The organism is Natrialba aegyptia DSM 13077 (assembly GCF_000337535.1).
GTDB classification, from domain to species: domain Archaea; phylum Halobacteriota; class Halobacteria; order Halobacteriales; family Natrialbaceae; genus Natrialba; species Natrialba aegyptia.
Window position 1 is genome coordinate 79,953 of record NZ_AOIP01000017.1, and the last position, 24,554, is coordinate 104,506.

General features: G+C 64.8%; 27 protein-coding genes. 12 read left to right on the forward strand and 15 right to left on the reverse strand.

Features of this window, described 5'->3' with window-relative positions:
* Positions 1-6 precede the first annotated feature (6 nt).
* Both C480_RS08730 and C480_RS08735 read right to left on the reverse strand, forming a co-directional pair.
* Positions 7-1,317: an ABC transporter permease gene (locus tag C480_RS08730; protein WP_006665244.1), complete on the reverse strand. Its 1,311-nt coding sequence runs from the start codon at positions 1,315-1,317 to the stop codon at positions 7-9.
* Positions 1,317-2,087, reverse strand: coding sequence for an ABC transporter ATP-binding protein (locus C480_RS08735; protein ID WP_006665245.1), 771 nt, complete (start codon positions 2,085-2,087; stop codon positions 1,317-1,319). Before C480_RS08735 ends, C480_RS08730 begins: the two co-directional genes overlap by 1 nt.
* 126 nt (positions 2,088-2,213) lie before the next feature.
* Between C480_RS08735 and C480_RS08740 the strand changes: the two genes are divergently transcribed.
* On the forward strand, positions 2,214-2,966 hold the full coding sequence (locus C480_RS08740) for a S24/S26 family peptidase (RefSeq protein WP_006665246.1): 753 nt from the start codon (positions 2,214-2,216) through the stop codon (positions 2,964-2,966).
* Positions 2,967-3,072: 106 nt separating this feature from the next.
* Entirely contained in the window at positions 3,073-3,819 is a 747-nt protein-coding gene (gene rpiA, locus C480_RS08745; RefSeq protein ID WP_241433808.1) for a ribose-5-phosphate isomerase RpiA, read from the forward strand.
* A gap of 6 nt (positions 3,820-3,825) precedes the next feature.
* On the opposite strand, the gene C480_RS08750 is transcribed toward rpiA, so the two are convergent.
* Both C480_RS08750 and C480_RS08755 read right to left on the reverse strand, forming a co-directional pair.
* Positions 3,826-4,251 carry a hypothetical protein gene (locus tag C480_RS08750; protein WP_006665248.1) on the reverse strand — a complete coding sequence of 142 codons (426 nt, stop codon included), beginning with the start codon at positions 4,249-4,251 and terminating at the stop codon, positions 3,826-3,828.
* Positions 4,252-4,349: 98 nt separating this feature from the next.
* Positions 4,350-4,766 (reverse strand): hypothetical protein, encoded by a 417-nt coding sequence (locus C480_RS08755; protein WP_006665249.1) that lies wholly within the window; start codon positions 4,764-4,766, stop codon positions 4,350-4,352.
* 139 nt (positions 4,767-4,905) lie between these two features.
* Between C480_RS08755 and fni the strand changes: the two genes are divergently transcribed.
* Positions 4,906-5,967, forward strand: coding sequence for a type 2 isopentenyl-diphosphate Delta-isomerase (gene fni, locus C480_RS08760; protein ID WP_006665250.1), 1,062 nt, complete (start codon positions 4,906-4,908; stop codon positions 5,965-5,967).
* A 158-nt stretch (positions 5,968-6,125) separates the two neighbouring features.
* Here fni and C480_RS08765 read toward each other — a convergent pair whose 3' ends face one another.
* Positions 6,126-6,293: a DUF1931 family protein gene (locus C480_RS08765; protein ID WP_006665251.1), complete on the reverse strand. Its 168-nt coding sequence runs from the start codon at positions 6,291-6,293 to the stop codon at positions 6,126-6,128.
* Between the two features lie 258 nt (positions 6,294-6,551).
* On the opposite strand from C480_RS08765, the gene larB reads away from it, so the two are divergent.
* From larB to C480_RS08775, 3 genes are all read left to right on the forward strand, one after another.
* Positions 6,552-7,310 (forward strand): nickel pincer cofactor biosynthesis protein LarB, encoded by a 759-nt coding sequence (gene larB, locus C480_RS08770; protein ID WP_006665252.1) that lies wholly within the window; start codon positions 6,552-6,554, stop codon positions 7,308-7,310.
* A 118-nt stretch (positions 7,311-7,428) separates the two neighbouring features.
* A complete protein-coding gene (locus C480_RS23775; protein ID WP_006665253.1) occupies positions 7,429-7,587 on the forward strand; it encodes a DUF7563 family protein in 159 nt (52 codons plus the stop codon).
* A gap of 93 nt (positions 7,588-7,680) precedes the next feature.
* Positions 7,681-7,992, forward strand: a complete 312-nt coding sequence (locus C480_RS08775) for a GIY-YIG nuclease family protein (RefSeq protein ID WP_006665254.1) — start codon at positions 7,681-7,683, stop codon at positions 7,990-7,992.
* A 1-nt stretch (position 7,993) separates the two neighbouring features.
* On the opposite strand, the gene C480_RS08780 is transcribed toward C480_RS08775, so the two are convergent.
* A complete protein-coding gene (locus tag C480_RS08780; protein WP_049903486.1) occupies positions 7,994-8,593 on the reverse strand; it encodes an NADPH-dependent FMN reductase in 600 nt (199 codons plus the stop codon).
* A gap of 175 nt (positions 8,594-8,768) precedes the next feature.
* Here C480_RS08780 and C480_RS08785 point away from each other — a divergent pair, with 175 nt between their 5' ends.
* Positions 8,769-10,220 (forward strand): phosphohexomutase domain-containing protein, encoded by a 1,452-nt coding sequence (locus C480_RS08785; protein ID WP_006665256.1) that lies wholly within the window; start codon positions 8,769-8,771, stop codon positions 10,218-10,220.
* A 93-nt stretch (positions 10,221-10,313) separates the two neighbouring features.
* Positions 10,314-10,691, forward strand: coding sequence for a hypothetical protein (locus tag C480_RS08790; RefSeq protein WP_006665257.1), 378 nt, complete (start codon positions 10,314-10,316; stop codon positions 10,689-10,691).
* A gap of 101 nt (positions 10,692-10,792) precedes the next feature.
* Here the strand turns inward: C480_RS08790 and cysE are convergent, their stop codons facing one another.
* The 3 genes from cysE to C480_RS08805 form a co-directional block, all read right to left on the reverse strand.
* The gene (gene cysE, locus C480_RS08795) at positions 10,793-11,305 is read right to left on the reverse strand and encodes a serine O-acetyltransferase (RefSeq protein ID WP_006665258.1); all 513 of its coding nucleotides are present in this window, start codon (positions 11,303-11,305) and stop codon (positions 10,793-10,795) included.
* A gap of 304 nt (positions 11,306-11,609) precedes the next feature.
* Positions 11,610-12,278 (reverse strand): metallophosphoesterase family protein, encoded by a 669-nt coding sequence (locus tag C480_RS08800; RefSeq protein ID WP_006665259.1) that lies wholly within the window; start codon positions 12,276-12,278, stop codon positions 11,610-11,612.
* A 114-nt stretch (positions 12,279-12,392) separates the two neighbouring features.
* On the reverse strand, positions 12,393-12,989 hold the full coding sequence (locus C480_RS08805; protein WP_006665260.1) for an IMP cyclohydrolase: 597 nt from the start codon (positions 12,987-12,989) through the stop codon (positions 12,393-12,395).
* A 107-nt stretch (positions 12,990-13,096) separates the two neighbouring features.
* Here C480_RS08805 and C480_RS08810 point away from each other — a divergent pair, with 107 nt between their 5' ends.
* Both C480_RS08810 and C480_RS08820 read left to right on the forward strand, forming a co-directional pair.
* Complete coding sequence (locus C480_RS08810; RefSeq protein WP_006665261.1) at positions 13,097-13,690, forward strand: homing endonuclease associated repeat-containing protein; 594 nt, start codon at positions 13,097-13,099, stop codon at positions 13,688-13,690.
* 230 nt (positions 13,691-13,920) lie between these two features.
* Positions 13,921-14,727, forward strand: coding sequence for a rhodanese-like domain-containing protein (locus C480_RS08820; RefSeq protein WP_006665262.1), 807 nt, complete (start codon positions 13,921-13,923; stop codon positions 14,725-14,727).
* Here C480_RS08820 and C480_RS08825 read toward each other — a convergent pair.
* From C480_RS08825 to C480_RS08845, 5 genes are all read right to left on the reverse strand, one after another.
* Positions 14,724-16,148, reverse strand: a complete 1,425-nt coding sequence (locus C480_RS08825; protein ID WP_049903473.1) for an oxidoreductase — start codon at positions 16,146-16,148, stop codon at positions 14,724-14,726. The two genes, C480_RS08820 and C480_RS08825, sit on opposite strands and share 4 nt — an antisense overlap.
* Positions 16,149-16,241: 93 nt before the next feature.
* A complete protein-coding gene (gene cgi121 / locus C480_RS08830) occupies positions 16,242-16,757 on the reverse strand; it encodes a KEOPS complex subunit Cgi121 (RefSeq protein WP_006665264.1) in 516 nt (171 codons plus the stop codon).
* Positions 16,757-19,177 carry an ATP-dependent DNA helicase gene (locus C480_RS08835; protein WP_006665265.1) on the reverse strand — a complete coding sequence of 807 codons (2,421 nt, stop codon included), beginning with the start codon at positions 19,175-19,177 and terminating at the stop codon, positions 16,757-16,759. The genes cgi121 and C480_RS08835 overlap by 1 nt, the downstream gene beginning before the upstream one ends.
* Before the next feature lie 123 nt (positions 19,178-19,300).
* The gene (locus C480_RS08840; RefSeq protein WP_006665266.1) at positions 19,301-20,677 is read right to left on the reverse strand and encodes a hemolysin family protein; all 1,377 of its coding nucleotides are present in this window, start codon (positions 20,675-20,677) and stop codon (positions 19,301-19,303) included.
* 180 nt (positions 20,678-20,857) lie between these two features.
* Positions 20,858-21,910 carry a poly-gamma-glutamate hydrolase family protein gene (locus C480_RS08845; RefSeq protein WP_006665267.1) on the reverse strand — a complete coding sequence of 351 codons (1,053 nt, stop codon included), beginning with the start codon at positions 21,908-21,910 and terminating at the stop codon, positions 20,858-20,860.
* Between the two features lie 198 nt (positions 21,911-22,108).
* On the opposite strand from C480_RS08845, the gene C480_RS08850 reads away from it, so the two are divergent.
* Positions 22,109-22,354 carry a ferredoxin gene (locus C480_RS08850; protein WP_006665268.1) on the forward strand — a complete coding sequence of 82 codons (246 nt, stop codon included), beginning with the start codon at positions 22,109-22,111 and terminating at the stop codon, positions 22,352-22,354.
* A gap of 14 nt (positions 22,355-22,368) precedes the next feature.
* Here the strand turns inward: C480_RS08850 and C480_RS08855 are convergent, their stop codons facing one another.
* Positions 22,369-23,025 (reverse strand): helix-turn-helix domain-containing protein, encoded by a 657-nt coding sequence (locus C480_RS08855; protein ID WP_006665269.1) that lies wholly within the window; start codon positions 23,023-23,025, stop codon positions 22,369-22,371.
* A gap of 80 nt (positions 23,026-23,105) precedes the next feature.
* Between C480_RS08855 and C480_RS08860 the strand changes: the two genes are divergently transcribed.
* Positions 23,106-24,542 carry a cytochrome P450 gene (locus C480_RS08860; RefSeq protein ID WP_006665270.1) on the forward strand — a complete coding sequence of 479 codons (1,437 nt, stop codon included), beginning with the start codon at positions 23,106-23,108 and terminating at the stop codon, positions 24,540-24,542.
* Positions 24,543-24,554 lie beyond the last annotated feature (12 nt).

The window sequence follows — 24,554 nt, forward strand, 5'->3', positions numbered from 1 at the left end:
GACGGCTCACTCGTAGCGAAGCGCGTCGATCGGATCGGTTCGCGCCGCCCGCCAGGCCGGATAGAGCCCCGAGAGAACGCCGACGAGGACGCCGACGGCGATCGCGAGGGCGACGTAGCCGTAGGGATAGACCAGCGGAATATCGATGTACCAGGTTCCGGCGTAGCCGACGAGGAGCCCGAGGGCGGTTCCGAGTATCGCGCCGATGACGCCGAGCACGACGGCTTCCGTCAGGAACAGTCCCAGGACGTCCCGGTTCTGTGCGCCGACGGCTTTCATGATCCCGATTTCGCGCGTCCGTTCGGTGACGCTGACCAGCATGATATTCGCGATGCCGATCGATCCGACGACGAGCGAGATGGCGGCGATGCCGACGATGAAACTCTGAAGCAAGTCGAGTACGTCCTGTAATTGCTGCAGTAACTCGGTGCTCGTTTGCATGGTCACCGCGAGTTCGTCGCCGAGCAGTTCGCTCGCATCGGAATCGTCGCTCTCGAGGTACCCGAGTGCGCTCTCGCGGGCGCGGTCGACGTCGGCGTCGTCGGCCGATTCGGCCTGGACGACGATCGCGAGGAAGAGCGCGTCCTCGCCGACGCCGGTGCCACCTCCGGCGCTCGAACCGTTCTCCGACGCGTTCTCGCCCCCGAGCCCCGCCGTCGCGCTCTCGACCTCCTCGGTGTAGTACGGATCGGTCGGCACGTAGACTCGCGGCGACGGTTCGAACCCCTCGAACGGGCTCAACCCCTCGGACGTGTCGGTAATGCCGACGACGGTGACGGTCGTCTGCTGGCCGCCCTGTAACGCGATCGTCAACTCGTCGCCGACGGAGACGTTCTCCTCGAACTGGCCCGCGACGGCGGGGTTGATCACCGCTTCGCGCTCGCCCATCTCGAACTGTCGCCCCTCCTCCAGCGTGTCCGGTCTAATGTACGGCGGCCCGGCGGCCACGAGCCCGTCGCTCTGGGGCGAGAGTTCACCCTCGTACACCAGCGCCTGCGTCGAGATCGGCATGTAACCGTAGGCGGCGTCGACGCCGTCGCGCTCGCTGACCGCGTCGAGGTCGTCCTGACTGAACACCGGTTGGGCCCCGGCGAGCGGCCCGCCCTCGGTGTCGGGATCGGCGGCCCAGCCGTACAGGTTCCGCTGATCGTCCGGACTGATATCGCCGACGAGTCCGGCCTGCAAGCTCGCCCCGAGCGTGACGAACGCGATGACCGCCGCGATCCCGATGACGATTCCGAGCGTCGTCAGCGCCGACCGGAGCCGGTGACTGCGAATCGCTCGCCAGGCGAGCCGACCGAACTCGAGCGGGCGCATCAGCGATCGGCTCCGGACGCCGCTCCCGTCCCGTCGACGCCGTCTCGTTGCCCCTGGGCTACGTCCGAATCGCGGCCGGCGTCATCGAGTTCTTCGACGCGTTCGATCCGTCCGTCTAACAGGTGGACGATCCGCTCGGCGCGCTCGGCGACGTGGCGCTCGTGGGTGACGACGAGCATCGTCGTTCCCGCGTCGTAGAACTCGTCGAAGAGGTCGAGCACGTCGGCTTCCGTGTCGGTATCCAGGTTTCCGGAGGGTTCGTCGGCCAGGACGATCGTGGGGTCGTTCACCAGCGCGCGGGCGAGGGCGACGCGCTGGCGTTGGCCGCCGGAGAGTTCGTTCGGCATGTGGTCGGTTCGGTCGCCGAGTCCCACGCGCTCCAGCAACTCGCGTGCGCGATCGCGGCGTGTGCTACGGCCGACGCCCTGGAAGAGTTGAGGGAGCGCGACGTTTTCGAGGGCGGACAGGCGCGGCATCAGGTTGAACGTCTGGAAGACGAAGCCGACGGTGGTGCCGCGGAGGGTCGTTCGCTCGCGGTCGTCGAGCGTCGTCACGTCCTCGCCGCCGACGACGACGGTGCCGTCGGTCGGCGTGTCGAGACAGCCGACGAGGTTCATCAGGGTCGATTTCCCGGAGCCGCTCGGTCCCATGATCGCGGTGTAGGTGCCCCGCGGGATCTCGAGCGTGACGCCGTCGAGTGCGTGAACCGGTTCGCCCAGTTGGTAGGTCTTCCGGACGTTCTGCAGGCTGACTGCGGTCCCCGTCGCCATGGGCGTTCGACGACAGGCGAAATAAAAAAGCTTCGCCGCTCTGTGGCGTTCGTCTCTCCCTGCGACCGGGGAAACCGATCGATAGCAACAAAACGTTGATAGTCAGTCTTGACAGAATACGAACGAATGAGCGAGCGCCGCCCCGAGGACCCTCCCGCGACCGATTCGGATACCTCGAGCGTCAGTATCGAGGACGACGGTCTGCTCCGCTGGTTGCTGCGGTCGGAGGAGGGCACCGTTGTCGTCGTCCGGGATGTCGCGAGTACCGTTGCAATCGTCGCGCTGATCGGTCTGGTGCTGTTCGCCGCAAGCGGCGTTTGGCCGCCGCTGGTCGCCGTCGAGAGCGGGAGTATGGAACCCAACATGCACACCGGGGATCTCGTTTTCGTCGTCGACGACGACCGATTCGTCGGCGAAAACGCTGTCGATGGAACCGGCGTTGTCACACTTGAAGACGGGCAAAACGGCGGTGATAAGCACTTCGGTCGGCCCGGCGACGTCATTGTCTTCGCCCCCAATGGCGACGCGAGCAAGACGCCGGTGATCCACCGCGCTCGCTTCTGGGTCGAGGAAGGGGAAAACTGGGTCGAGACGAAAGCCGACGCGGACGCGCTCGACGGAAGAACGTGCGCCGACCTGTCTTCTTGCCCCGCTCCCCACGACGGGTTCGTGACGAAAGGCGACGCGAACGGCCTGTACGATCAAGTTGACGGACAGTATGCCAAGACGACCGTCGTCAAACAGGACTGGATCTCCAGCAAGGCCGGGTTTCGGATTCCCTGGCTCGGCCAGGTACGACTCGCGTTCGATTCCCTGCTTGCCGTCGTGACCCCGCAGCCGCTCTCCGGACCGCTCTCGTCGCCGATACTGTGGCCGTAACGATCGCAGGCCACAGCCACAACGACGGCCACAGTTGCTCACGCCGGCTGCTCGACACGAGATGTACAACGTTTTTCCCCTCGCCGCCCGCCTGAGAAACCAGAGCATGAAGACGGAGGGCGGCAGCGAGACGGCGAAACGAAACGCGGGCAAACGCGCGGCCAAGGAGGTGACGGACGGCTCCGTCGTCGGTCTCGGTACCGGCTCGACGGCCGCCTACGCCATCGAAGCCATCGGCCGGGCCGTCGACGACGGCCTCGACGTGCAGGGTATTCCCACCTCGTTTCAGTCCCGGCAACTGGCACTCGAGGTCGGCATCCCGCTGACCAGCCTCGACGCCGTCGACGGCGTCGACCTCGCGATTGACGGGGCCGACCAGGTCCGTGATGATCCCTCTCCGAACGCGGAGACGGACGCGAACGCAACCACCGCCAACAGCAACGGTGACGGCACGCTCATCAAGGGCGGCGGCGGCGCACACGCCCGCGAAAAGCTCGTCGCCGCCGCGGCCGACCGCTTCGTCGTCGTCGCCGACCCCTCGAAACTCGTCCCCGAACTCGATCGGTCCGTTCCAGTCGAAATCCTCCCCGCCGCTCACACGACCGTCGCCGAGCGCGTCCGTGAACTCGGCGGCGAGCCGACGCTTCGCGACGCCGAACGCAAGGACGGCCCCGTCGTCACCGACAACGGCAACCTGGTGCTCGACGTCGCCTTCGGTCCGATCGACTCGCCGGCCGAACTCGCGCCGACGCTCGCTGCGATCCCCGGCGTCGTCGAACACGGACTGTTCATCGGGCTAGCCGACGCGACCTACGTTGGCACTGCCGACGGCGTCGAGAAGCGGACGTACTGACGCGCCTTAGTCGTCTCCCGTCGCGTTCTCTTCCTGCATCGGCGTCGCCACTCGTCTCGCACCCAGCGCCGCGACGAGATAGCACGCCCCCAGTACCCGAGTCAGGGGAACGACCCACGAGTTCACCTCGAGTTCGGCGGCGTTCTCGTAGGAACTCGCGAGCCCGAACTCGAGGGTCGATCGCGGGAACAGGGCCATCACCGCGCCGAGTGCGGCGAACAGCGGCCGGACGAACGCCGGCGGCCCCGCCGCACGCGCGGCGAGCCAGGCGAAGAGGAGGCCTTCGAGTCGAGCGATCGGGATCGTCCACCGCCGAAGCCGTCCCACCTCGGGGTTCTCGAACGCGAGGCGTTCGGCCGGCTCGATGATCCGGTTCGGTGCGATGGCTTCGAGCAGTCCGGCTACGATTACGAGCGCTCGCGTTCGGTGCATACCTCTCACGTCGACGAGAGGTACCAAAAAGATCACTCGCACGGAGAGGGGCGCAGAGAGGTGTTGAACTCGAAACGTGGGTGTGTCTGTGTCCGTATCTATGCGTCTTCGTCGCCGGTCGCTGGCGAATCACCGTTCACGGGGCGCGCGAGGGCGACGACGAGCAGGTAGAGTATTCCGAGCAACCGCGCCGCGGGGACCACCCACGATTTCAACTCGAGTTCGGCCGTATTCTCGTAGACCAGCGACTGACTGAGTTCGATGATCGGACGTGGGAGCACGACGAGAATCGTGCCGGCCAGCCCCAGCAGTGCGGTGATGACGGTCGAGCCGTCCCGTTCGCGGAGAAGTGCCCAGACGAAGACCAGTCCTTCGAGTCTGGCACCCCAGAGTGCCTGCGGACGGCGCTCGGTTGCGGATGGATTTTCGAGACCGATCCGCTCGCACGCCTCGATGACCGGTCGTGGCTTGGCGAGTTCGGCGAGTCCGAAGCCGAGTAAGAGCTTGCGAAGCATGCTCGAGGGCGTACACCGACCAACCCCAAAAGCGTGTCTCCGGCCGTTGCTCGGTACCGGCCCCGTCGGCTCGCGAGGCGTGCGCTCGAATGGACACCTTTTCAATACCGTCCTCCCACCTTCCGGTGGAGACGATTCGATGCCCGAGACATCCGACAGGAAAGACGATCACATCCGTATCATCGAGGAGGAAGACGTCGAGACAGCCGGGACGGGATTCGCCGACGTCGACCTCGTCCACGAAGCACTGCCGGAGATTCACCGCGACGAAATCGACACGACGACGACACTGTTCGGGCACGAGTTAGCGGCCCCGATCGTCATCGAGAGCATGACCGGCGGCCACGCGAACACGACGAAGCTCAACCGGGCGCTCGCCGAAGCGGCCCAGGAGACGAACGTCGCCATGGGCGTCGGCAGCCAGCGCGCCGGACTCGAACTCGACGACGAGGACGTTCTCGAATCCTATACCGTCGTTCGCGAGGTCGCCCCCGACGCCCTCCTGTACGGCAACGTCGGGGCGGCACAGCTGCTCGAGTACGACGTCGCCGATGTCGAGGCGGCCGTCGAGATGATCGACGCCGACGCGATGGCCGTCCACCTGAACTTCCTTCAGGAGGCCGTCCAGCCGGAAGGCGACGTCGACGCGCGCGGTTGTCTCGCCGAAATCGAACGCGTCGCGAGCGAACTCTCGGTGCCGGTCGTCGTCAAGGAGACGGGCAACGGCATCTCGCGGGCGACTGCGACACGGCTCACCGACGCCGGCGTCGACGCCATCGACGTCGCCGGACAGGGCGGGACGACCTGGTCGGGCATCGAATCCTACCGTGCGGCTGCAGTCGGTGCCTCCCGCCAAGAACAGGTCGGCCAACTCTTTCGCGCGTGGGGCGTCCCGACCGCGGTCAGCACGATCGAGTCCGCAACAGTCCACGACTGCGTGATCGCAAGCGGCGGCGTTCGCTCCGGACTTGACATCGCCAAGGCGATCGCCCTCGGCGCTCGCGCCGGTGGCCTCGCAAAACCGTTCCTCGCGCCGGCGGGACAGGGAACCGATGCCGTCGTCGATCTGATCGAGACGCTCACACTCGAACTGACCACGGCGATGTTCGTCACTGGCTCGGCGTCGATCGCTGAACTCCAGGAGACCGACTACGTCGTCTGCGGCCGGACGAAGGAGTACCTCGACGAACGGTCCCGGTAACGCGGCTGCTGTCTCTCCTGTTTCGGTTCGCGAACGCTGCTACTGTTCCGATTATTGCTACTGCTACGGTCGCTCTTCTTTCCGTTAACCGCCTCTGTTCAACTCGGAGCTATCGCTTGTCGACGTAGTGCTCGAAAAAAATTGTTTTGACGGTACCCTTACAGGTCGCGCGGCTGGACCGTCTTCCGGTCGTTGGCCTCTGCGCGTCGGGCAGCGTCGGCGAGCAGTTCGTCGACTTCCTCGTCGAGTGCGTCGTAGAAGTCGGAGGCGACGTTCTTGTCATCGAGCGCTTCCTTCACAGCAGCTTTGACGATAAGGTCTGCCATACGATGTAGCGGTTCCTTCTTCCATATTATAAATGCTTTGGTTGTTCACGGAAATACCGGGGCTGGAGCGGTTGCGACGGCCGTTTCGACACCCGGATCCACCGGAAAGTATATGACTTATGAATCTACGAACTGGGATTCGCCCCGCTCGAGTTCACGATTCCCGCTCGCGCGCGCCGTTGGGCGCTCTCGCGCGCACTTTCGAAATCCCATCTCGCGGGTCGACGGATTCGAGTAGCGGGACGACCCAGTAGCGATATGCGCGAACTCCTCGAAGCCGTCGCAGACGGCTCGATGTCGCCGGCAGCGGCGGAAGCCGAACTCAACGGCTACGTGACCAGCGAAGCGGGGCGTTTCGACGCGGCGCGCCAGCAACGGCGAGGGATCCCCGAAGCGATCTTCGCCGACGGCAAATCCGCGGCGCAGGTCGTCGCACTCGCCGAAACCGCGCTCGAGACGACCGGGCGAGCGCTGCTTACCCGCGTCGATGACGAGCAGGTGACGGCGCTTCGGACGGCGCTTGCCGATAGCAACCCCGAGGCCACCGTCGAGCGCCGGCATTCGACCGTCCGCGTGCTCGCCCCGACGTACGACCCACCTGAACTCGATGCGACCGTCGGAATCGTCACTGGCGGGACGGTCGACGAACCGGTGGCTGACGAGGCAGAAGTCGTCTGTTTGGACGCGGGCGCGACGGTCGATAGAGTCGACGATATCGGCGTGGCGTCGCTCGCTCGGACGCTCGATCAGGTCGATCGCTTCCGCGGGGCTGACGTGCTGATCGTCGCTGCCGGACGCGAGGGAGCGCTCCCGACCGTCGTTGCCGGACTCGTCGATACGCCGGTTATCGCCGTTCCGGTCGATAGCGGGTACGGCTACGGCGGTGATGGAGACGCAGCCCTCGCCGGCATGCTCCAGTCCTGTACGGTTCTGTCCGTCGTCAACATCGACGCTGGATTCGTCGCTGGTGCCCAGGCAGTTTTGATTTCGCGCGCGATTGATCGTGCCCGAAGCTAATATTATTTTCGAGTAGAAAAATCATTCTTTCCTGCTCCAAACTCTTGGGCTTGATCTAGGAAGGATTTTTATCTACTCTCCGAATAGTACTACCTGCCGGCGTTCGCCGGTGTGACCAATGCCCACGTGTGATCACTGCGATGCGCACGTTTCCGAACGGTTCGCTCGCGTGTTCGCCGACGAGCACGGAGAGATCCTCGCGTGCATTAGCTGTTCAGCCAACGCAGGAATCGCCGAAGCCGCACGCGAACGTGCGAATCGACCCTCCCACGACTGACGCGATCCGTCGAGAACCGCCCGTCCCGACCGACGAGTTCGTCTTCGGACGAGTTCGAGTTCCTTTTCGGATCTCCCGCCGTACGGTCGATCGATGTCGGAGCGCGATTCCCGGGGTGACGCTGCAGTCGGACCCGATTCTCGTCCAGCCAGTGGCAGTCACATCGTCTATGTCCTCGAATGTGCGGACAACTCGCTGTACACCGGCTACACGACGGACCTCGAACGGCGTATCGGTGAACACAATGCGGGCGACGGCGCGAAGTATACCCGCGGCCGCACGCCCGTCGAACTACGCCATCACGAGCGGTATGAAACGCGCTCTGCGGCTCTGTCTCGCGAGTACGAAATCAAGCAACTTTCGCGCGCACAGAAAGAACGACTCGTCGGACTCGACGATGGGTGATTCAGCCGTCCGACTCCGTACGCGGGGAACTCACGTCCGGGTCGATGAACGCGTACTCGACGAGCATTCGGCCGAGTTTCTCGACGCGTTCCTGTAACTTCTCCTCGCCGAATACCCGTCCGTCGATCTCATCGGGTCCCGTGCCGTCGACGAATCGACTCGACGCGTTGCGGATGCCGACTTGATGGGGCAGTACCCAGCCGTGAACCCCTCGAACGGTGATTCGGAGGTGATCGAGCGTCGAGCCGTAACTCCCGCCGCCGGCGGTCGCGAGCAGCCCGACGGTCGTGTCCTCGTACTCGTCCCAGCCGCAGTAGTCGTGAAAGTTCTTCAATGCTCCCGAGTACGAGCCGTGGTACACCGGCGTTCCGAGCGCGACGGCATCCGCTTCCCGCATGAGTGCGGTGACCTCGCGACTATCGCCCTGGTCGCCGATATCGGGATCGTACAGCGGGAGATCGACTTCACGAAGATCGAGGAGCGTCGTCTCGGCACCCGCCTCGGCGGCGGCTCGGAGGACGTACTGGAGCGCGGTTCGGGTGTAGCTTCTCTCGCGGAGGCTACCGCTGACCGCGAGAACTGACGGTGTGGGGCGGCTCATGGATCCGTCTTGGAACGGCATCCGGAAAATGTCGTTGTTACTCGTCGGTTTTGCCCGTTGCTCGTCTCACGGCCTTCGATATCTCTGCACGGCCTTCGATATCTCTGCACGACCCGCGATCTCTCGGGGGAGTCAGCAGCGTCGCTTTTTTCGCACCCGGCGGTGAGAAACGCGTATGGACACGGACGCCATCACCTTCGGCACCGACGGCTGGCGGGCGACGCTCGAGGAGTTCACGACGCCGCGCGTCCGAACCGTCGGCCAGGCGGTCGCGACGTATCTCACCGACGAAGGACGGACCGCCCCCGTCGTGATCGGCTACGACGCCCGCGAGACCTCTCGCGGCTTCGCGGAAGAACTCGCGCGGGTCCTCTGTGCGAACGGATTCGACGTCCTCTTGCCCGAGCGGGACCGGCCGACACCGCTCGTGGCACACGCGATCGTCGAGCGCAATCTTGCGGGCGGGTTCGCCGTCACGGCGTCGCACAACCCGCCGGAGTACAACGGCGTGAAGTTCATCCCGCACACCGGCGCGCCGGCGCTACCCGCCGTCACGGACGCGATCGCGGATCGGCTCGCAGAGCCCCGCTCGCTGCCGGAACGCGATCACGGCACCGTCCGCGAGGTCGACCTCGCAACACCCCACGCCGATGCCGCGTTCGAACTCGTCTCGTCGATCACCCGCGGCGGCGACGGCGCGGGCCGCGAGGACGAAGACGAGGACAAGGACGACCTCGATCTTTCCGATACCGATCTGACCGTCGCTTACGACGCCATGCACGGCAGCGGCCGCGGGACGACAGACACTGCGCTCGAACGGGCCGGTCTCGCCGTCGACCGCCTGCGCTGCGAGCGCGATCCCACCTTCGGCGGCGGCGCACCCGAACCGGCCGCCGAGAACCTCGCCGAGCTGATCGAACTCGTCACCGATCCCGACAGCGCTCCCGAACTCGGCCTGGCGAACGACGGCGACGCGGACCGGCTCGCCGTCGTCACACCGGGCCGGGGCTACCTCGACGAAAACCTCTTTTTCGCCGCGCTGTACGACTACCTGCTCGAATCCGACGCGGGCTCGGCCGTCCGCTCGGTCTCGACGACGTACCTGATCGACCGCGTCGCCGAGGCCCACGGGGAACCCGTCCACGAGGTCCCCGTCGGCTTCAAGTGGGTCGCCCGGGCGATGGCCGACCACGACGCCCTCGTCGGCGGCGAGGAATCGGGCGGCTTCACCGTCCGCGGCCACGTCCGCGAGAAGGACGGCATCCTCATGGCCCTGCTCGCAGCCGCGATGCACGCCGCCGAACCGATCGACGACCGGGTCGACCGACTGCTCGCCGAACACGGCACCGTCGTCCAGGACAAGACCAGCGTCGCCTGCCCCGACGACGAGAAAACGCGCGTGCTCTCCGACCTCGAAACCGAGATTCCGGACGCCGTCGCCGAAACACCCGTCGCGGATGTCAACACCGCAGACGGGTTCAAACTCCTGCTCGAAGACGGCTCCTGGCTGCTCGTCCGCCCGAGCGGCACGGAGCCCGTGCTGCGAGTCTACGCCGAGGCCGAAACTGATGACCGGGTTCAGACCCTGCTCGTGGCCGGCACGGAACTCGTCGAGCCGCTCGTCTAACGCCCTGCAGTCGGTGAACGATCGATCGACACGCCGGCTGGTTGCGAGTTCCGGGTCTGCACTTACCGGCTTCCTTACCGATAGCACACGCACATGCCCCACCAAAACGAGGACGCGGCCTACACCGAACTCACACCCGACACCTGGCACCAGAACGACGAGGGCAACTACTACATCGACTGTCCGGAATGCGGCTCGGCGGCCACGCTGATGAACGTCGTCCAGCACGGCCGCTGTAACGGCTACCTCGACCAACGGGAAGGCGAAACTGAACTCGACGAAGAAGACATGGGCTGTACGGCGAAGCTCTGGTTCGAACTGGGGTACGTTTCCGATCCGGATTCCGATTCCGACCCCACCGCCGACGCCCTAACTGATGAGCCGACATCTGAACTCGACGTAGAATCCGACGACGGCGTCCCGGCCGAGGGCGAACCCGTAGGCACCGACGGAACCGTCGACGACGAGTAACGGCCGCTCGACCGCTTTGATTCCCCAGTGCTCTCTCGGCGTCGCCTCCGTCGCCACGGTCGATCGCGAACTTCTCTCGTCGTCGCTCGGCGTCGCCTCTCTCAGTCGTCGATGCGCCGTGCGGGAACCCCCGCAACCGTCACACCGGGCTCAACGTCGTCGGTAACGACCGACCCAGCGCCGACTGCCGCGTTCTCTCCGATCGTAATGTCGCCGAGAAGCGTCGCTCGTGCGCCGATTTTCACCCCGTCTTCGACCGTCGGATGCCGCTTGACGCGTTCGTTCGTGTCCCCACCGAGCGTGACGCCGTGGTACATATGCACGTCGTCGCCGACCTCGGCCGTTTCACCGATAACGACACCCATCCCGTGATCGATCGTCACCCGCTGGCCGATCGTCGCCGCAGGGTGGATCTCGACGCCCGTCAGGTGCCGCACGATATGGGACAACAACCGGGCGAGGAGTCGAAACCCACCGTTCCAGAGCCGGTGTGTAATCCTGTAGCCCCAGATGGCGTGCACACCGGGGTAGGTAAGTGCAACCTCGAAACACCGGCGCGCGGCCGGATCGCGGTCACACATCGCCCGCGTGTCCTCACGAAGCCGGTCGAACATCTGCCTCCGTTTTCGCGTTCAGCGCACCCGTCTGCTCGGCGCGACGGTCCTGTCGGACCCGAGTCGGGAACCGGATGGACCGACAACACCGGACCTCAACGTGAGTCGGTTGCGTCCTGTCCCTACACGCGAGGTCGCCGGTAACAACCATACTCGCAACTTTACCCGTGGCCCGCCTAAAGGATTCGATTCGACCCATTCTCCGTGCCACCGCGCCGTCAGCGATATCCTCACACGCTCCGTGACACTGCTGTCGCCCCCTGACACCGCTGACGCCGGACGACACACCTGCACCCTCTGTGACTTACTCCCCGCGAGCGAGTCGCGTTCCGATTCGCTCCGGAAGCCCCGCCTCCGTGACCGCCTGCTGGACCGCCTCGATGTCGTACTCGACGCGGTGCGTTTCGACGGTCAGCGCCGCCAGATCGACCACCGCATAGCCCGCCCGCGGATCACCGTCTCGCGGTTGGCCGACGCTTCCCGGATTAACGACGATGCCATCCCCGTACTGTTTGGCCCCCTGTACGTGCGTATGCCCGAGCACCAGCACGTCCTCATCGCCGAGCAAGCCCGCGCTGAACTCGTCCGGATACGTATACCGGGCATAGCGATGCGGATCGTCAGGATGGCCATGCACCAGTTTGACGCGCCCGCCGCACTCGGTTCGTTCCGTCGGTAGCTCACCGAGCCACGCCAGTTGGTCCGCCGCGAGTTCCGCGTTCGCGTACTCGACCCCCGCACGGGCCATTCCGTTGAACCGAAACGGCGTCTCCCCGACGACGGCGTCGTCGTGGTTCCCGAGCACAGTCGGCACGTCTCGCCGGCGCAACTCGTCGATACAGTCGCCCGGCCAGGGATTGTACCCGACCACGTCGCCCGCACAGACGAGTTCATCGACCGGCGGCATCTCTTCGAGTACGGTTTCGAGTGCGACCCGATTGCCGTGGATATCCGAGATGAGCCCGACCTTCATGTGCCACTATAGCTATCCGAAGCCGTTTGTAGGTTAGCCGTGATTCGTGATTCGGGATTCGGGATTCGGGATCCGTGATCACGGATCCCGGCAGCGAGAACCCGGCGAGAAGCGCTAGTCTCCGTTTTCGATCGCCGTCTCGAACCCGTCATCAGTCCGTGCCACACCCGCCGCACAGACCGCGTGTTCGAATTCGAGACCGTAACTCTCGCTCGCCGCCGCCGCGGCGGTGTCGGCGCTGAACTCGATCGGTTCGGGCGCGTTCTTCTCGTAGGTCGCAACGAGCGTCGGTTCGTCGACGGGTTCGACGAGCAGCGCGTCCTTGCGAACGGTGCCGATCAGCGCCTCGCCGTCGTCACCGATCGTCGCCGCGATCCGGGGGGTGTTGTAGTCGTCCTTTTCGTAATCGAGTGCGAGCAGGCTCTCGGCGAGCGCGTCGCGGGCCGGGTAGCCGCGTTCGAGTTTCTCCGCGATCGGATCGACGTGCGAGCCGTTGCCGAACGCGGCCGTCTGGCCGGTCGGCGTGTCGACGATCCGCAGGCAGTTGTAGGAGACGTATGGATTGTCCGTTTCCGGGGCATCTGCCGTGGGACCCACCGTGAGCGCGTCCTCTCTGGCGGTGATCTCGCGGTTCGGGAACGAGCGCGAGGAGACGCGGTACGCGCCGACCTCGGGCCCGACGACGACGAATCGTCCGACGTACGTACTCATGCCCGAATGTGAACCGGTGGGCGGAATAGTGGTATCGGTTCGAACTCGCGCTGAACGATTGCCGGAGCGGTACTGACGTTTATATACAAATCCGCAGCAAACTGGGTGTGACGACCGAAGCGGAGTGTCTCGACTCGTTACGACGAGCCGCCGAGCAACTGGGTGAATCCCCGACGAAAGCGCAGTACGAAGCACTCGGGTTGCGGCCGGCGTCTGCGACGATTATGGACGTGATGGGCGGCTGGAATGCGGCAAAGGAGCGCGCGGGATTGGAAACGTTCGATCCGTGTGTCTCCGGCGACCATCCGATCCAGCCGAAACCGGATTGGGTGGAACTCCCTGCCGACGTAGAATGGACAGAGCTTACGGGACAGCAACGCTGGTACTACAAAAATCGAGAGGAGCGCATTGAGCGCAAAGACCGCCGTCGATCGGAGATTCGACACTGGCTCTATGCGTATAAGGATCGCCACTGTGAGTGCGAACGATGCGGCGAAGGCCGACCGCCGTGTTTGGACTTTCATCATCCAGACGAGAAGAACCACGGTATTGCAACGATGGTCGTCAACGGCCATTCCAAGTCGAGCATCCGTGCGGAGATCGAGCGGTGTATCGTCCTCTGTGCGAACTGCCACCGCCTCGAGCACGCCGATCCGCCTGACTGCGATTCCGCTGAACTCCAACCCGACAATCATAAATAGGGTCGAATCCAACCATCTGTCGCAGCGCAGTCCCCTGGGGTAGTGGCCAATCCTGAAGCCTTCTGGGGGCTTCGACACAGGTTCGAATCCTGTGGGGACTACTTCTCTCGCATTTCACTTCGAGTTCTTCGACAGTACCGTCTCCGGATCTCCAGTTGAAACGAAGGGGTTTGTGGCTGAGTTCGTTCCGACCAGAACGCATATTGGGTCAACGCACGTATCGTTCGTCAATGGACCGACGGCAGTTTCTCGTAGTTGGATCGACGGCGGCCGTCATGGGTGTCGGCGGGTGTCTCGACAATAGCGGTGGCAATGGGCCTGGAAACGCAGGCGGGAACGGAAACGTGACTGTCGACGCCGACGACACTGGTGGATACGGTCCGGAACCGGAGACGGTGCCCGAAGAGCGTTCGATCGACACTGGCGCATACCAGACGCAGACGTTCGATGGCGTGGAGGTGCCGCTGGCACCGATCGACGATGTCTTCTACTGGTACCAGCGACAGGAGGCGCGGATGGCCGACGCACGCGGGTCCGATCAGTACCAGAGCGAACGCGTCGCCGGGTCGGTGCTGAGCAGCGCACCCCCGTACACTCCCGACAACGATCCAGTCGTAGACTGGTCCGAGGACGAGCGGATCGTGACCTACTGTGGATGCCCACACAATCTTTCTGGATTACGTGCTGCGGCATTGATCGACGACGGATATGAGGAGGTGTACGCCCTCGATGAAGGCTTCCGTGAATGGAGGGACCGCGGCTACCCGCTCGAAGGTTCGGATGTCGATGACAAACAGACTACCTACCAGATTGAAGGGCAGTCCACCGCCGACGCCGGTAAGATGGTTATGCTCGAGCAGGTCGATGCCGATCGCTTGGAAGCGGCACCGATTGGCGATGACGGCTCCTACTCCCTGCAACTCCATTATTCCGGCGCGCTCGATACCCAGTTCAGCGTCAAAGCCCCCGATTACACGGTCGAAGGGTCGCTCGAAGAACTGACGAACAACGCCGTTAGCGCCGACTTCGAGGCCTAATCGTAGGCTCCCTCCCGATCGAGTTCACCTCGTTCGCGAAGGACGCTCGGCGTTCGACACATGCCGGGCGCACCGGTCACCTGGGGAACGGTACAGTTGTTGCAGTTTTTACAGAGTGCGCTGGCGGTGTCGCTGTTACTGTTGCTGTTGTCGTTGGTATCGGTGGCGTTGTCGGAGCCAGTCGCGCCGCCGAGCAGTCGCGCGCCAAGTCGGGGTTCGGCGTAGAACGGGCGGGCCATGCCGACCATGTCGCAGGCGGGGTCGGCGTCAGTTGCACCGGTGCCGGTGCCGGTGCCGTCGTCGTTACCGTCGCCGTCGAGTTCCCGACCGGAGCCGAGCAGACGATCCATCTCCGTGCGGTCGCGAATCCCGCCCTCTGCGAGCACCGGAATCAACACCCGCTCGCGGACCCGTCGGCAGAAGTCCTCGTTCCACGCCGGTTCGAAGTCGTACTGCAGCGACTGCACGCGGTTGGCGAGCGCGACGAGTCGCTTCCGGGTCGCGCCGCCGAACGCTGCGTCGTACTCCTCCTGTAGCCGTTCGTTTTCCCACGCCCGATCCGGATACTCGCCGCGGATGATACTCATGTCCCAGACGACCGACGTTTGAACCGGCACCACTGCGTCGTAGCCGATCCGTTCGACCCGCCGCGCGAGTTCAACGCCGTCTCCCAGCGAGAGTTTCCGGCGGACGACGGGCGGGGCGGGGGTCTCCGCCGGCACCTTCGTCAGCAGCGGCACGTCTCCCGCTCGCTCTCGAATCTCGTCGTGAACCAGCGCGAGGAACTCGAGGCGGGCCTCGGGCGAGCCGCCGAACTCGTCCTCGCGGCGGTTGTAGAACGGCGAGAGGAACTGCTGGACGATCCCCATGTTCGCTCCCGCGAGGTGGATGCCGTCGTAACCCGCCTCGACCGCGCACGCCGCCGCGCGGCCGAAGTCGGCCGCGAGTTCGTAGACCTCGTCGGTCGAGAGTACGTGCGGCTCGAACGCGAGGAATCCTAGCCGGTCCAGCACTCGCAGTTGCCAGGGCGGCGTCGAGACGGCGAGCTGTTCGAGTTCGGGATTTGCTCGCCTGAACTCGGCGTGCCAGGTTTCCATGCTCCGGAGGCCGCCGTGTTCGAGTTGGAGGACGATACGGCTGCCGTGGTCGTGGATGCGGTCGGTCAGCCGCGAGAGCTGGGAGACGAACGCGGGGTCGTGGACGCGGGTCATGCCGGGTGCGGCGCAGCCGCCCTCACCGCGGACGATGGTTGCGCCCTGGCAGATGAGGCCGACCCCGGATTCGGCGGCTGGTTCGAGGTCGTCAATCAGCGTGTCGACGGCGTCAGGGCCGTTGCCCGCACACTCGAGTAGCGGGGCGCGATAGAGTCGGTTCGGGACCGTGAGGCCGCCGATATCGATGGGGTCCTCGAGCGTAGCCATCCGTGGTGTCGTCGGCGTTTCGACGGGAACGACCAAGAGTATACCGTCGCTACCAGCCAATTGCTGCCGGCCCACCGAGTGGGTCGCGAGTGCTTACTTTCCAACGTCGAGTAGGGCCACGCGCTCGCCGACCAGCGCCGCGAGCGAGGCGTCCGTCGCGGCCCGTTCGGCGTCCGTGATGTCGAAGAACGTCTGCAGAACGTCTTCGTCTTGCTGATCGAGCGTCGGCTCGGCTCCCGCGAACGCCTCGAGTTCGGTCACCGCGGTGCGGGCGGCGTCGAGGTTGCTCTCGTTTTTGGGGCCGGCGTGGTCGATGAGCACGACGGCTCGATTCTCGCCCTCGTCGACGCCCATCTCGAGTGCGCGGTCGATCTGGCGGCGACCGGCGGCGTACAGGAGGATCTCGACGGCGCGGTCGTGGGCGACGTTCTCGCCCCGGTCGGTCGCGCGGTCGGCGCGTTCGACGGCGCGTTCGAGGTGCGCGCGGTCGGCGACGTATCGCGCGTCGAAGGCCTGGAGCGTCGCGCCGTCTCGCTCGCCGATCGCGGTCAGGTCCGCGACGAACGAATCGAGATCGTCGATGTCGAGACGGCATTCGAGCAGGTCCATCAGAAGTCACCCAGGCTGGCTTGGTCGTCGTCCGCTTCGCCGTCGCGCTCGCGTTTCGTCGTCGTGCCCTCGCTTCCGTCGTTGTCGCCCGAGTCGGCTGCCGAACCAGCTCCGGCGTCGACCGGTACCGGCTCGACGCCCTCCATCGAGGGGTCCTCGCGGCCGGCGCTTTCGAGGATGTTCTCGGCCGTCTTCTCGCCCTTCAGGACGTGCAAGAGGACGCCCTTGTCCGCCGTTCGCAGATCCGCGGGCGCTTCGATGCCGGCCTCGTAGAGCCGGCGGGCGCGCTTTCGACCGATGCCGCTCACTGACACGAGTTCGAGGAGTTCCTCGCCGACGCCGTGTTCGACGCGGGTGCGGGCCTCGCGGACGGCGACGGTCCACTCGCTGTCGATCTCGGCTGCGAGCGATTCGGCGGCTCCGAGCAGCCACTCGGCGGTGTCGACCTTGCCGCGGAGGTCGCCGGGGCCGATCTTGTAGCGTTCGGTGATCGTCTCCTCGTCGTCCTCCGTGGCCCAGTCCTCGAGCAGCTTTCCCGTCTTCAGCGCGGCGAGCCAGTCCTCGAAGCGGTCCTCCTCGAACTCGCTAGGCGCGTCGCCCAGCAGTTCTGCCTCGCGCTCGTAGTAGAGTTCGCCGAACTTCTCGTCTTCGCCCGAGCGCAAGTAGAGTTCGTACATGTCGGGCGTACGCGAGACGAGTTGGTAGAGGCCGAGGGCGGTCGGGCGGTCGTCGGCGTCGTCGAGGCCGTGGACGATTTCGGCGGCGCTCATCGGATCGAGATAGAGCCGGGAGACGGTGTGGCCGAGGCTGGTGGCCTCGAGTTCTTCGTCCCGGCCGGTCGCGCTCTCGCTCCCGTCGCCGTCGGCCAGATCGGCCGCCGACGTGAACGCGCTCGCCGCGTCGGCGTCGGTGCCGAGGGTGTCTTCTAATCCGCCGCTGGACTCCGATGCGAGTGGCCGCTCGCGGTCGATGAAGTCGTTACGTTCGAGGTAGTCGAGCACGTCGTCGGTCACTCGCTCGAGGCGTCCGGCCTCGCTCGACTGGCTGGCGTAGAGGGTCGCTTCGAGGAACTCGAGGAGGCCCTCCCGCGTGCGGGCGAAGCCGGAGGCGATGGTCGCGAGCACGTGGGTTCGCAGCGCGGGCTCGGCGGCCAGTTTCGAGCGGACCGGCTCCGGATCGGCCCAGACGTACCGGTCGAACAGTTCCTCGCTCTCGTCGTGGTTTTTCGCGAGCAGGACGGCCTCGCCGTAGGGGTCGAGCCCCGGGCGGCCGGCCCGGCCCATCATCTGGTGGACTTCGAGCACGTCGAGCGGCGACATTCCGCCCGCGCTGGGGTCGAAACGCCGCCAGTCGCGCACGATGACGCGGCGGGCGGGCGTGTTCACGCCGGCGGCGAGCGTCGGCGTCGCGGAGATCACTTTGAGGTGACGGTCGCGGAAGGCGTCTTCGACCAGGCTGCGCTGGGTACTCGAGAGGCCGGCGTGGTGAAAGGCCGACCCGCGTTCGACGCAGTCGGCGAGATCCTGACTCGTTTCCGTGTCGCTGTCCTCGCGGATTTCCGCGGCCAGTTCCTCCAGGTCGGCCCGCTCGCCGGCAGTTAGCTCCCGGCTAGAGACCTGCCCGAGACGGCGAGCGGCGGCCTCTGCGTTGCGCCGCGAGTTCACGAAGACGAGCGAGGAACCGCCCTCCTGCAGGATGTCCCGGACGAGCGCGGCCTCCTGTTTCTCGCCGCCGTCGACGGGCACCTCCCGGGTCGACCCGTCGTCGAAGTTCAGGGCGTTGCCGTAGTGGACGCCCATCTGGAGGTCGATCGGCCGCCAGTCGGTGTCGACGAGGGAGGCGTCGAGCCAGTCGGCGAGTTCATCTGCGTTACCGACGGTCGCCGAGAGGGCGACGACCTGCAGTTGCGGGTTGAGCCGCCGGAGTTTGGCGAGGGTGACTTCGAGCGTCGGGCCGCGGTTTCGGTCGTCGATGAGGTGGACCTCGTCGCTGACGACGCAGGTGAGATCGGAGAGCCAGTCTGCGCCGTTGCGCACGAGCGAGTCGACCTTCTCGCTGGTCGCGACGACGATGTCCTTGGTCGCGAGCCAGTCGCTCGTGCTCTCGTAGTTGCCGGTCGCGACGCCCGTCGTCACGCCGAACTCTTCGTAGGCGTCGAACTCGGCCTTTTTCTCGCTGGCCAGGGCTCGCAGGGGGACGATGTACAGCGCCTTCCCGCCGCGTTTGACGGCGGAGAGCATCGACAGCGCGGCGATCATCGTCTTGCCGCTGGCGGTGGGGACGGCGGCGACGAGGTTCTCCCCGTCGGTTGCACCGGCCTCGACGGCCTCGGCTTGTGGCGGGTAGAGTTCCTCGATGCCGTCCCGCTGGAAGTGCGAAATCGCCCCGGGCGGGAGCCCCGACAGCTCCTCGACGTTCATTACCCGTGATTGGCGCGTCCCGGGGTTTAAACTGTCGTCTTCCGGGTCGCGTCGTGCTCGCCTTTCGCCGGCCGAGCAGTTGCCCTCGGTGAACGGGAGATCGATGCCGTTGGACCGCGATACTCAGCCCTCCGTATCCGGTTTCGGATCGTTCTCGTCCGTTTCAGACTCCGACTGCGGCCGAACGACGACTGTCGAGACGCGCATCCCCTCGACAGCCGTCACATCGAACTCGTAGCCTTCGATGGTGACCTGATCGCCGGTCTCCGGCGGCCGACCCAATCGATCGAGGACCAATCCCCCGACAGTTTCGACCGCATCGTGCTCGAACTCGCTTTTTAGCGCATCGTTGAGCGCTGCGAGGGTCACACCGCCGTCGACGACCGTCCCGTCCGCACGCTGTTCGTCGTCGATCGAGGGCTCCCGGGCCGCCACGTCGAACTCGTCGCGGATGTCGCCGACGACGACCTCGACGATATCTTCGATGGCAACGATCCCCTCGAGGACGCCCCACTCGTCGATGATGGCCGCCATCTGGGCTCGTTCCTCCTGGAGTTCCGCGAGGAGTTCGCCGACGGTCGTCGTCTCCGGGACGACCGGCATCTCGCGCGCGAGTTCACCGGCGGTGATCGGCGTGGACGAATCGCTGGCGTCCGCAATCGTCTCGCTCGCGCGGATGACATCCTTGGCGTCGACGAGGCCGACGACCTGGTCCGGGTCGTCCGCGTCGACGATGGGGTAGCGAGTGTGTCCCTCGTCGACGATGAGATGGCGGAGTTCCGGGAGGGGAGTGTCGGCGGGAACGCTGTGCACGTCAGGTCGGGGAACCATCACCTCGCGGACCGTCACGTCGTCGAGTTCGAAGACGCGCTCGACCATCTGCACCTCTTCGGTGGCGACGTTGCCTTCCTCACCGGCGCGGGAGAGGGCCATGCGGAGTTCCTCCTCGGAGAGCGTCTCGTCGGTCTCGGACACGGGCGGAACGCCGAGTAGTCGGGTGAAGGCGTTTGCCGTCCCGTTGAAGACGATAATGCCCGGAATGAACACGTAGTAGAAGGCTTTCATCGGCAGGGCGACGATCAGCGCGATCTGCTCGGCCTGTGCGATGGCGATGGTCTTCGGTGCGAGTTCGCCAAACACGACGTGGAGGAACGTGATGGCGCTGAAGCCGATCGCGACGGCGACGAAGTGGATCAGTCCGTCCGGAAGGACTTCGCCGAGGATCGGTTGGATGAGCGACGCGACTGCGGGTTCGCCGATCCAGCCGAGTCCGAGCGAGGCGAGCGTAATTCCCAGTTGCGTGACTGCCAGGTAGGAATCCAGGTCGTCCATCGCCTCCTGAAGCGTCGCCGCGCCGCGTCTTCCCTCCGCGACGAGGGTTTCGACAGCTGTCGCCCGTACCCGAACGTAGGCGAACTCGGCGGCGACGAAGAAGCCGTTGAGCCCGACGAGAAAGAGGGCGGCGGCAAGCCGGCCGAGCGAGAACGCGAGATCTACCATCGTCCTCGGCAGTGTTGTCGTTCGAAATCGACTCGACACGACGTCCGTCGGCGTGAATTCATGGGTAGTCCCTCTCGTGCCGATCACTAAACAGTATGGTCATTCTCGAACGCCACGGTAGGCGGTATCTGGCCGCATGCTCACGGATTCCCGATGGACTGGGTCCGCGAGCAAGCGGATTTACGCGCGCAGCGTTTCGATCGCGTCCGTAACCCCGTCGGCCACCGCGGCCCAGTCCGACTGTCTGATATCGGTCGCCTGTTCGATCTGGATCGTCCGTCCGATCGGGGCGAGTTCGTTGAGCACGTTCTCGGGGTTCGCTCCGGTGTAGGCCGTCGCGTCACGGTCGACGATCTCGACCGTTCGATCGGGCAGGCGTTCCGCGATGGCGTCTTTCACGGTGTCTTTGTCCGAGCGTTCGGCGGTTCCACCGATGAGAACGCCGTCGTCGGCGTACCCGTGGAAGGCAACGCTCCAGTCGAACTGCTGGTCGAGCAACGCATCCAGCGCGGGGAACGATCGACGGTGGAGTTCTGTCGAGTACGTGTGCCAGCGGGTGAACGCGCCCCCGCCGTCGTTGAACCCCGAACAGATCCATCCCGCCCCGTCGACCGCTTCGGCGACCCGGGACGCCTGGAAGTCCGTCCCGTATTCGATATAGCCGCCGTGGGGTGCGATCACTACAACACCGTCACCCTCGATACCGTACTCGACGAACTCGTCGTTCAGTTCCCCCGCTTGTCGGGTGTCGTAATCCGGGTGGGCCGCCTGCGCGCCGACCGCCCCCGTCGAGGAATCGCTTGCTCCGATTCGATCGAGCCCGCTCGCAGTCAGTCGAAGCATCTCGCCCTCGTGGTTCGACGCAACGGTGTACACCGCGTTTTCGAACCCGTCAGCCGTCGCTTCGCGTCCGATCCTGATCTGTTGCCCGATCGCCACCTGCTCGTTCTCGACCAACTGACATGGAACCGAACAGTACTGCTCCGAACTCGACCGTGATTCCCAGTCTGCGGCAGCCGTTTCAAGTGTCGCCTCCCAGTGATCGACGGTCTCACAACCGTCCGCGTACACCCACTGGTCGGAACCACTCTGCATCTTCGCCCGTGAGTCGGCGACTTGCGTCCGGACGCTGGTCGTCAATGCACCGATGCCGAGCAGCCCTGCGCCCGCCGCGATAATCCGCCGGCGCGAGCGAGTCTGTCGATCGCCGTCACCCGTCCCGTTTTCACGCATCGTAATAGTGATCCGCTATTAGAACCAGTTCAATCCATTGGTGTACGTCGCGGCGGCCCGTTTCTCATCACTTCCGCTCCGTCTCCGTCCTCCCTTTTCGAGGGTTCACCGTCGCGAACTTCTCGCCGGTCCGCACTTCTCGTTCTATCCGGGCGTCGGTCCGGAAACGGTATGTCGAAGACGTACCAACCGTCGTCCATGCGAGTCGAGTTCGACGAGGACACCTGTATCGGGATGTACCAGTGCGTCGCCGAATGGGACGCCTTCGAGGAGGACAAATCGAAGGGCAAGGCGACGCTCGAAGGAAGCGAGGAGGTCGACGACGGCATTTTCGCCCGCGACGTTCCCGACGACGCTGAACTCGATGCGAAGTTCGCCGCCCGGACCTGCCCGGTCGATGCGATCACGATTTACGACGATGACGGCGAGCAGTTGATTCCCTGACTGACGTTGATTTGCTAGTAGTTCAGTGCTGCATCCACCAGTTCCGACTCGACCGTTCGGAGGAGTGTCGAGGCTGCACTCTCCGAACACCCGAGTGCTGTCGCAACCTCGGAAAGCGACGCCGTCCGTGGAATGTCGTAGTACCCCGCTTCTCGAGCCGTTTCCATCGCCTCGAACTGCCGTGCGGTCAACCGCCCAGCGAGCGTCTCGGCTGTTTGCTGGTGAGCGCTCACTCGCTCAACTTCGACGCCGATATCCTCCGGAAATCGGTTGATCAGTCCCGAGAGGGCGTCGGATTCTCCGAGTACGGTGACGTGAACGGTTTCTCGTCCAGTGTACACAATTGGCGGAACGAGTACAAGGCCGGGTTCGTCGAACGCGCCCAGCAGCGTTTCGTCAGCAGCGCGGACATCCATCACGGCGTACGCGTAGAACGTGTCCCTATCGATCGGCATGAGTTCGAACCGATGGACGACATCCAGGTCGACCGCCGTCTCTCGGACTGCATCACAGTCGCCGACGATCAGTGAGAGGAACCGCACTCGTTCCGTCTCGGCGTCGACGTGCCACGAAAGCAACTCCTCGCGGTGAATCTCTAGTTCGGCGTCGGGTGTGGGAATTGGAAGTTGCATCCGCTCCGGAAGCTGAAGGGTCAGATCCGTCGACTGCATATCGACACATTCCGGACCAATATAAAGAAGTTCAGTGCTTCGAGGGAACGTCGACATAGCTCCCGGTCTCACTATCAGTTATGTCCGAGTCCGAGACCGAACCCTGCACTGATACCGAACCCGATTCCGCCACTGAGACCGATACCCACTCGCTGCAGGCCGACGATACGAGTTCCTCGGAGACTGATCTCTCGACCGCAGACCGACCGCAGGGACCGCGAGGACTCCCGCTGATTGGGAGTACGCTATCGATCGCCCGGGATCCGTTCTCGTTCGTCGAGTCGGCTCGAGAATATGGCGATATCGCTTCCTATCGGGCGTACGGAACCGAGTTCGCGCTCGTCTTTGATCCTCACGTCGTCGAAACGGTTCTCGTCTCGCGCTCGGACGAGTTCAGAAAGGGCGAGTTCGAGACTGCCTTTGGCGAACTCGTCGCCCCTGAGGGGATCGCGTTCACCGAGGACAGTCAGTGGCGTCGCCAGCGCAAGTTACTGCAATCGTCGTTTACGCCCGATCACGTTCGCGCCGCCGCTGACGAAATCGTCGCAGAGGCGAATGCATTCGTCGACGACTGGGACGACGGTGAGAGAGTCGCGCTCCGGGACACGATGTCGACGTACACCCTTCGCATCCTCACGCGAACGCTGTTCGACCTTCCGCTCGAGGACGACCGCGCAACGATCGTCAGGCGGGCGGCGAACGCCGTGAACACCTACGCGTCTCCGAAGCGACTCGCGCTGGGTTCGATCCTGCCGTCGTGGCTGCCGGATCGCGTCGAACGCGAGTACGAGGACGCGATGGCAGACCTCGAAACACTCACCACGGAACTCGTCGAGACCCGCCGTTCGGCGGATTCGACGGGTGAGGATCTCCTCTCGATACTGGCGCGGGCTGTGTACCCGGACGGCTCGCGACTCTCCCCCGAAACTGTGCGAGATCAACTCGTCACGTTCCTCTTTGCCGGCCACGAGACGACCGCGACGACGCTCGCAATCGCGTGCTGGCTGCTCGCGGACAATCCGCAAGTCCACACCGAACTCGAGCGCGAACTCGCCGCTGTCTGCGGTGATCGGAAGCCGGATGCCGGCGATCTCGCGAGCCTCGACTACACCGAAGCCGTTCTCAGAGAGGCGATGCGACTCTATCCCCCAGTCACTGGAATTTATCGCGAACCCCTGACGGACACGGCGCTTGCCGGGTTTCGAATTTCGTCCGGGACAACGCTGCAACTCTCGGTGTACGGTATTCACCGCGACGATCGGTGGTGGGAGGATCCCGAAGCGTTTTGCCCCGAACGCTGGCTCGTAGACGCCGACCGACCCGAGTACGCGTACTTTCCCTTCGGCGGCGGTCCCCGTCATTGCCTTGGGATGCGCTTTGCAATGGTCGAACTACAGCTCGCGCTCGCATCTATTATGCGCCGCGTCGAGTTCGAGTGCGTCACTCCAACTCTCGAGCCATCGCTCGGTGTAACGCTTGATCCAGGATCGGTCGAGACCCGAGTTCGGAAACGATAGCGAACGAGTTGA

Bases quoted from the DNA above. Each gene is read 5' to 3' on its own strand.
- C480_RS08730 (WP_006665244.1), bottom strand. From the start codon at position 1,317: ATGCGCCCGCTCGAGTTCGGTCGGCTCGCCTGGCGAGCGATTCGCAGT.
- C480_RS08735 (WP_006665245.1), bottom strand. From the start codon at position 2,087: ATGGCGACGGGGACCGCAGTCAGCCTGCAGAACGTCCGGAAGACCTAC.
- C480_RS08740 (WP_006665246.1), top strand. From the start codon at position 2,214: ATGAGCGAGCGCCGCCCCGAGGACCCTCCCGCGACCGATTCGGATACC.
- rpiA (WP_241433808.1), top strand. From the start codon at position 3,073: ATGAAGACGGAGGGCGGCAGCGAGACGGCGAAACGAAACGCGGGCAAA.
- C480_RS08750 (WP_006665248.1), bottom strand. From the start codon at position 4,251: ATGCACCGAACGCGAGCGCTCGTAATCGTAGCCGGACTGCTCGAAGCC.
- C480_RS08755 (WP_006665249.1), bottom strand. From the start codon at position 4,766: ATGCTTCGCAAGCTCTTACTCGGCTTCGGACTCGCCGAACTCGCCAAG.
- fni (WP_006665250.1), top strand. From the start codon at position 4,906: ATGCCCGAGACATCCGACAGGAAAGACGATCACATCCGTATCATCGAG.
- C480_RS08765 (WP_006665251.1), bottom strand. From the start codon at position 6,293: ATGGCAGACCTTATCGTCAAAGCTGCTGTGAAGGAAGCGCTCGATGAC.
- larB (WP_006665252.1), top strand. From the start codon at position 6,552: ATGCGCGAACTCCTCGAAGCCGTCGCAGACGGCTCGATGTCGCCGGCA.
- C480_RS23775 (WP_006665253.1), top strand. From the start codon at position 7,429: ATGCCCACGTGTGATCACTGCGATGCGCACGTTTCCGAACGGTTCGCT.
- C480_RS08775 (WP_006665254.1), top strand. From the start codon at position 7,681: ATGTCGGAGCGCGATTCCCGGGGTGACGCTGCAGTCGGACCCGATTCT.
- C480_RS08780 (WP_049903486.1), bottom strand. From the start codon at position 8,593: ATGAGCCGCCCCACACCGTCAGTTCTCGCGGTCAGCGGTAGCCTCCGC.
- C480_RS08785 (WP_006665256.1), top strand. From the start codon at position 8,769: ATGGACACGGACGCCATCACCTTCGGCACCGACGGCTGGCGGGCGACG.
- C480_RS08790 (WP_006665257.1), top strand. From the start codon at position 10,314: ATGCCCCACCAAAACGAGGACGCGGCCTACACCGAACTCACACCCGAC.
- cysE (WP_006665258.1), bottom strand. From the start codon at position 11,305: ATGTTCGACCGGCTTCGTGAGGACACGCGGGCGATGTGTGACCGCGAT.
- C480_RS08800 (WP_006665259.1), bottom strand. From the start codon at position 12,278: ATGAAGGTCGGGCTCATCTCGGATATCCACGGCAATCGGGTCGCACTC.
- C480_RS08805 (WP_006665260.1), bottom strand. From the start codon at position 12,989: ATGAGTACGTACGTCGGACGATTCGTCGTCGTCGGGCCCGAGGTCGGC.
- C480_RS08820 (WP_006665262.1), top strand. From the start codon at position 13,921: ATGGACCGACGGCAGTTTCTCGTAGTTGGATCGACGGCGGCCGTCATG.
- C480_RS08825 (WP_049903473.1), bottom strand. From the start codon at position 16,148: ATGGCTACGCTCGAGGACCCCATCGATATCGGCGGCCTCACGGTCCCG.
- cgi121 (WP_006665264.1), bottom strand. From the start codon at position 16,757: ATGGACCTGCTCGAATGCCGTCTCGACATCGACGATCTCGATTCGTTC.
- C480_RS08835 (WP_006665265.1), bottom strand. From the start codon at position 19,177: ATGAACGTCGAGGAGCTGTCGGGGCTCCCGCCCGGGGCGATTTCGCAC.
- C480_RS08840 (WP_006665266.1), bottom strand. From the start codon at position 20,677: ATGGTAGATCTCGCGTTCTCGCTCGGCCGGCTTGCCGCCGCCCTCTTT.
- C480_RS08845 (WP_006665267.1), bottom strand. From the start codon at position 21,910: ATGCGTGAAAACGGGACGGGTGACGGCGATCGACAGACTCGCTCGCGC.
- C480_RS08850 (WP_006665268.1), top strand. From the start codon at position 22,109: ATGCGAGTCGAGTTCGACGAGGACACCTGTATCGGGATGTACCAGTGC.
- C480_RS08855 (WP_006665269.1), bottom strand. From the start codon at position 23,025: ATGCAGTCGACGGATCTGACCCTTCAGCTTCCGGAGCGGATGCAACTT.
- C480_RS08860 (WP_006665270.1), top strand. From the start codon at position 23,106: ATGTCCGAGTCCGAGACCGAACCCTGCACTGATACCGAACCCGATTCC.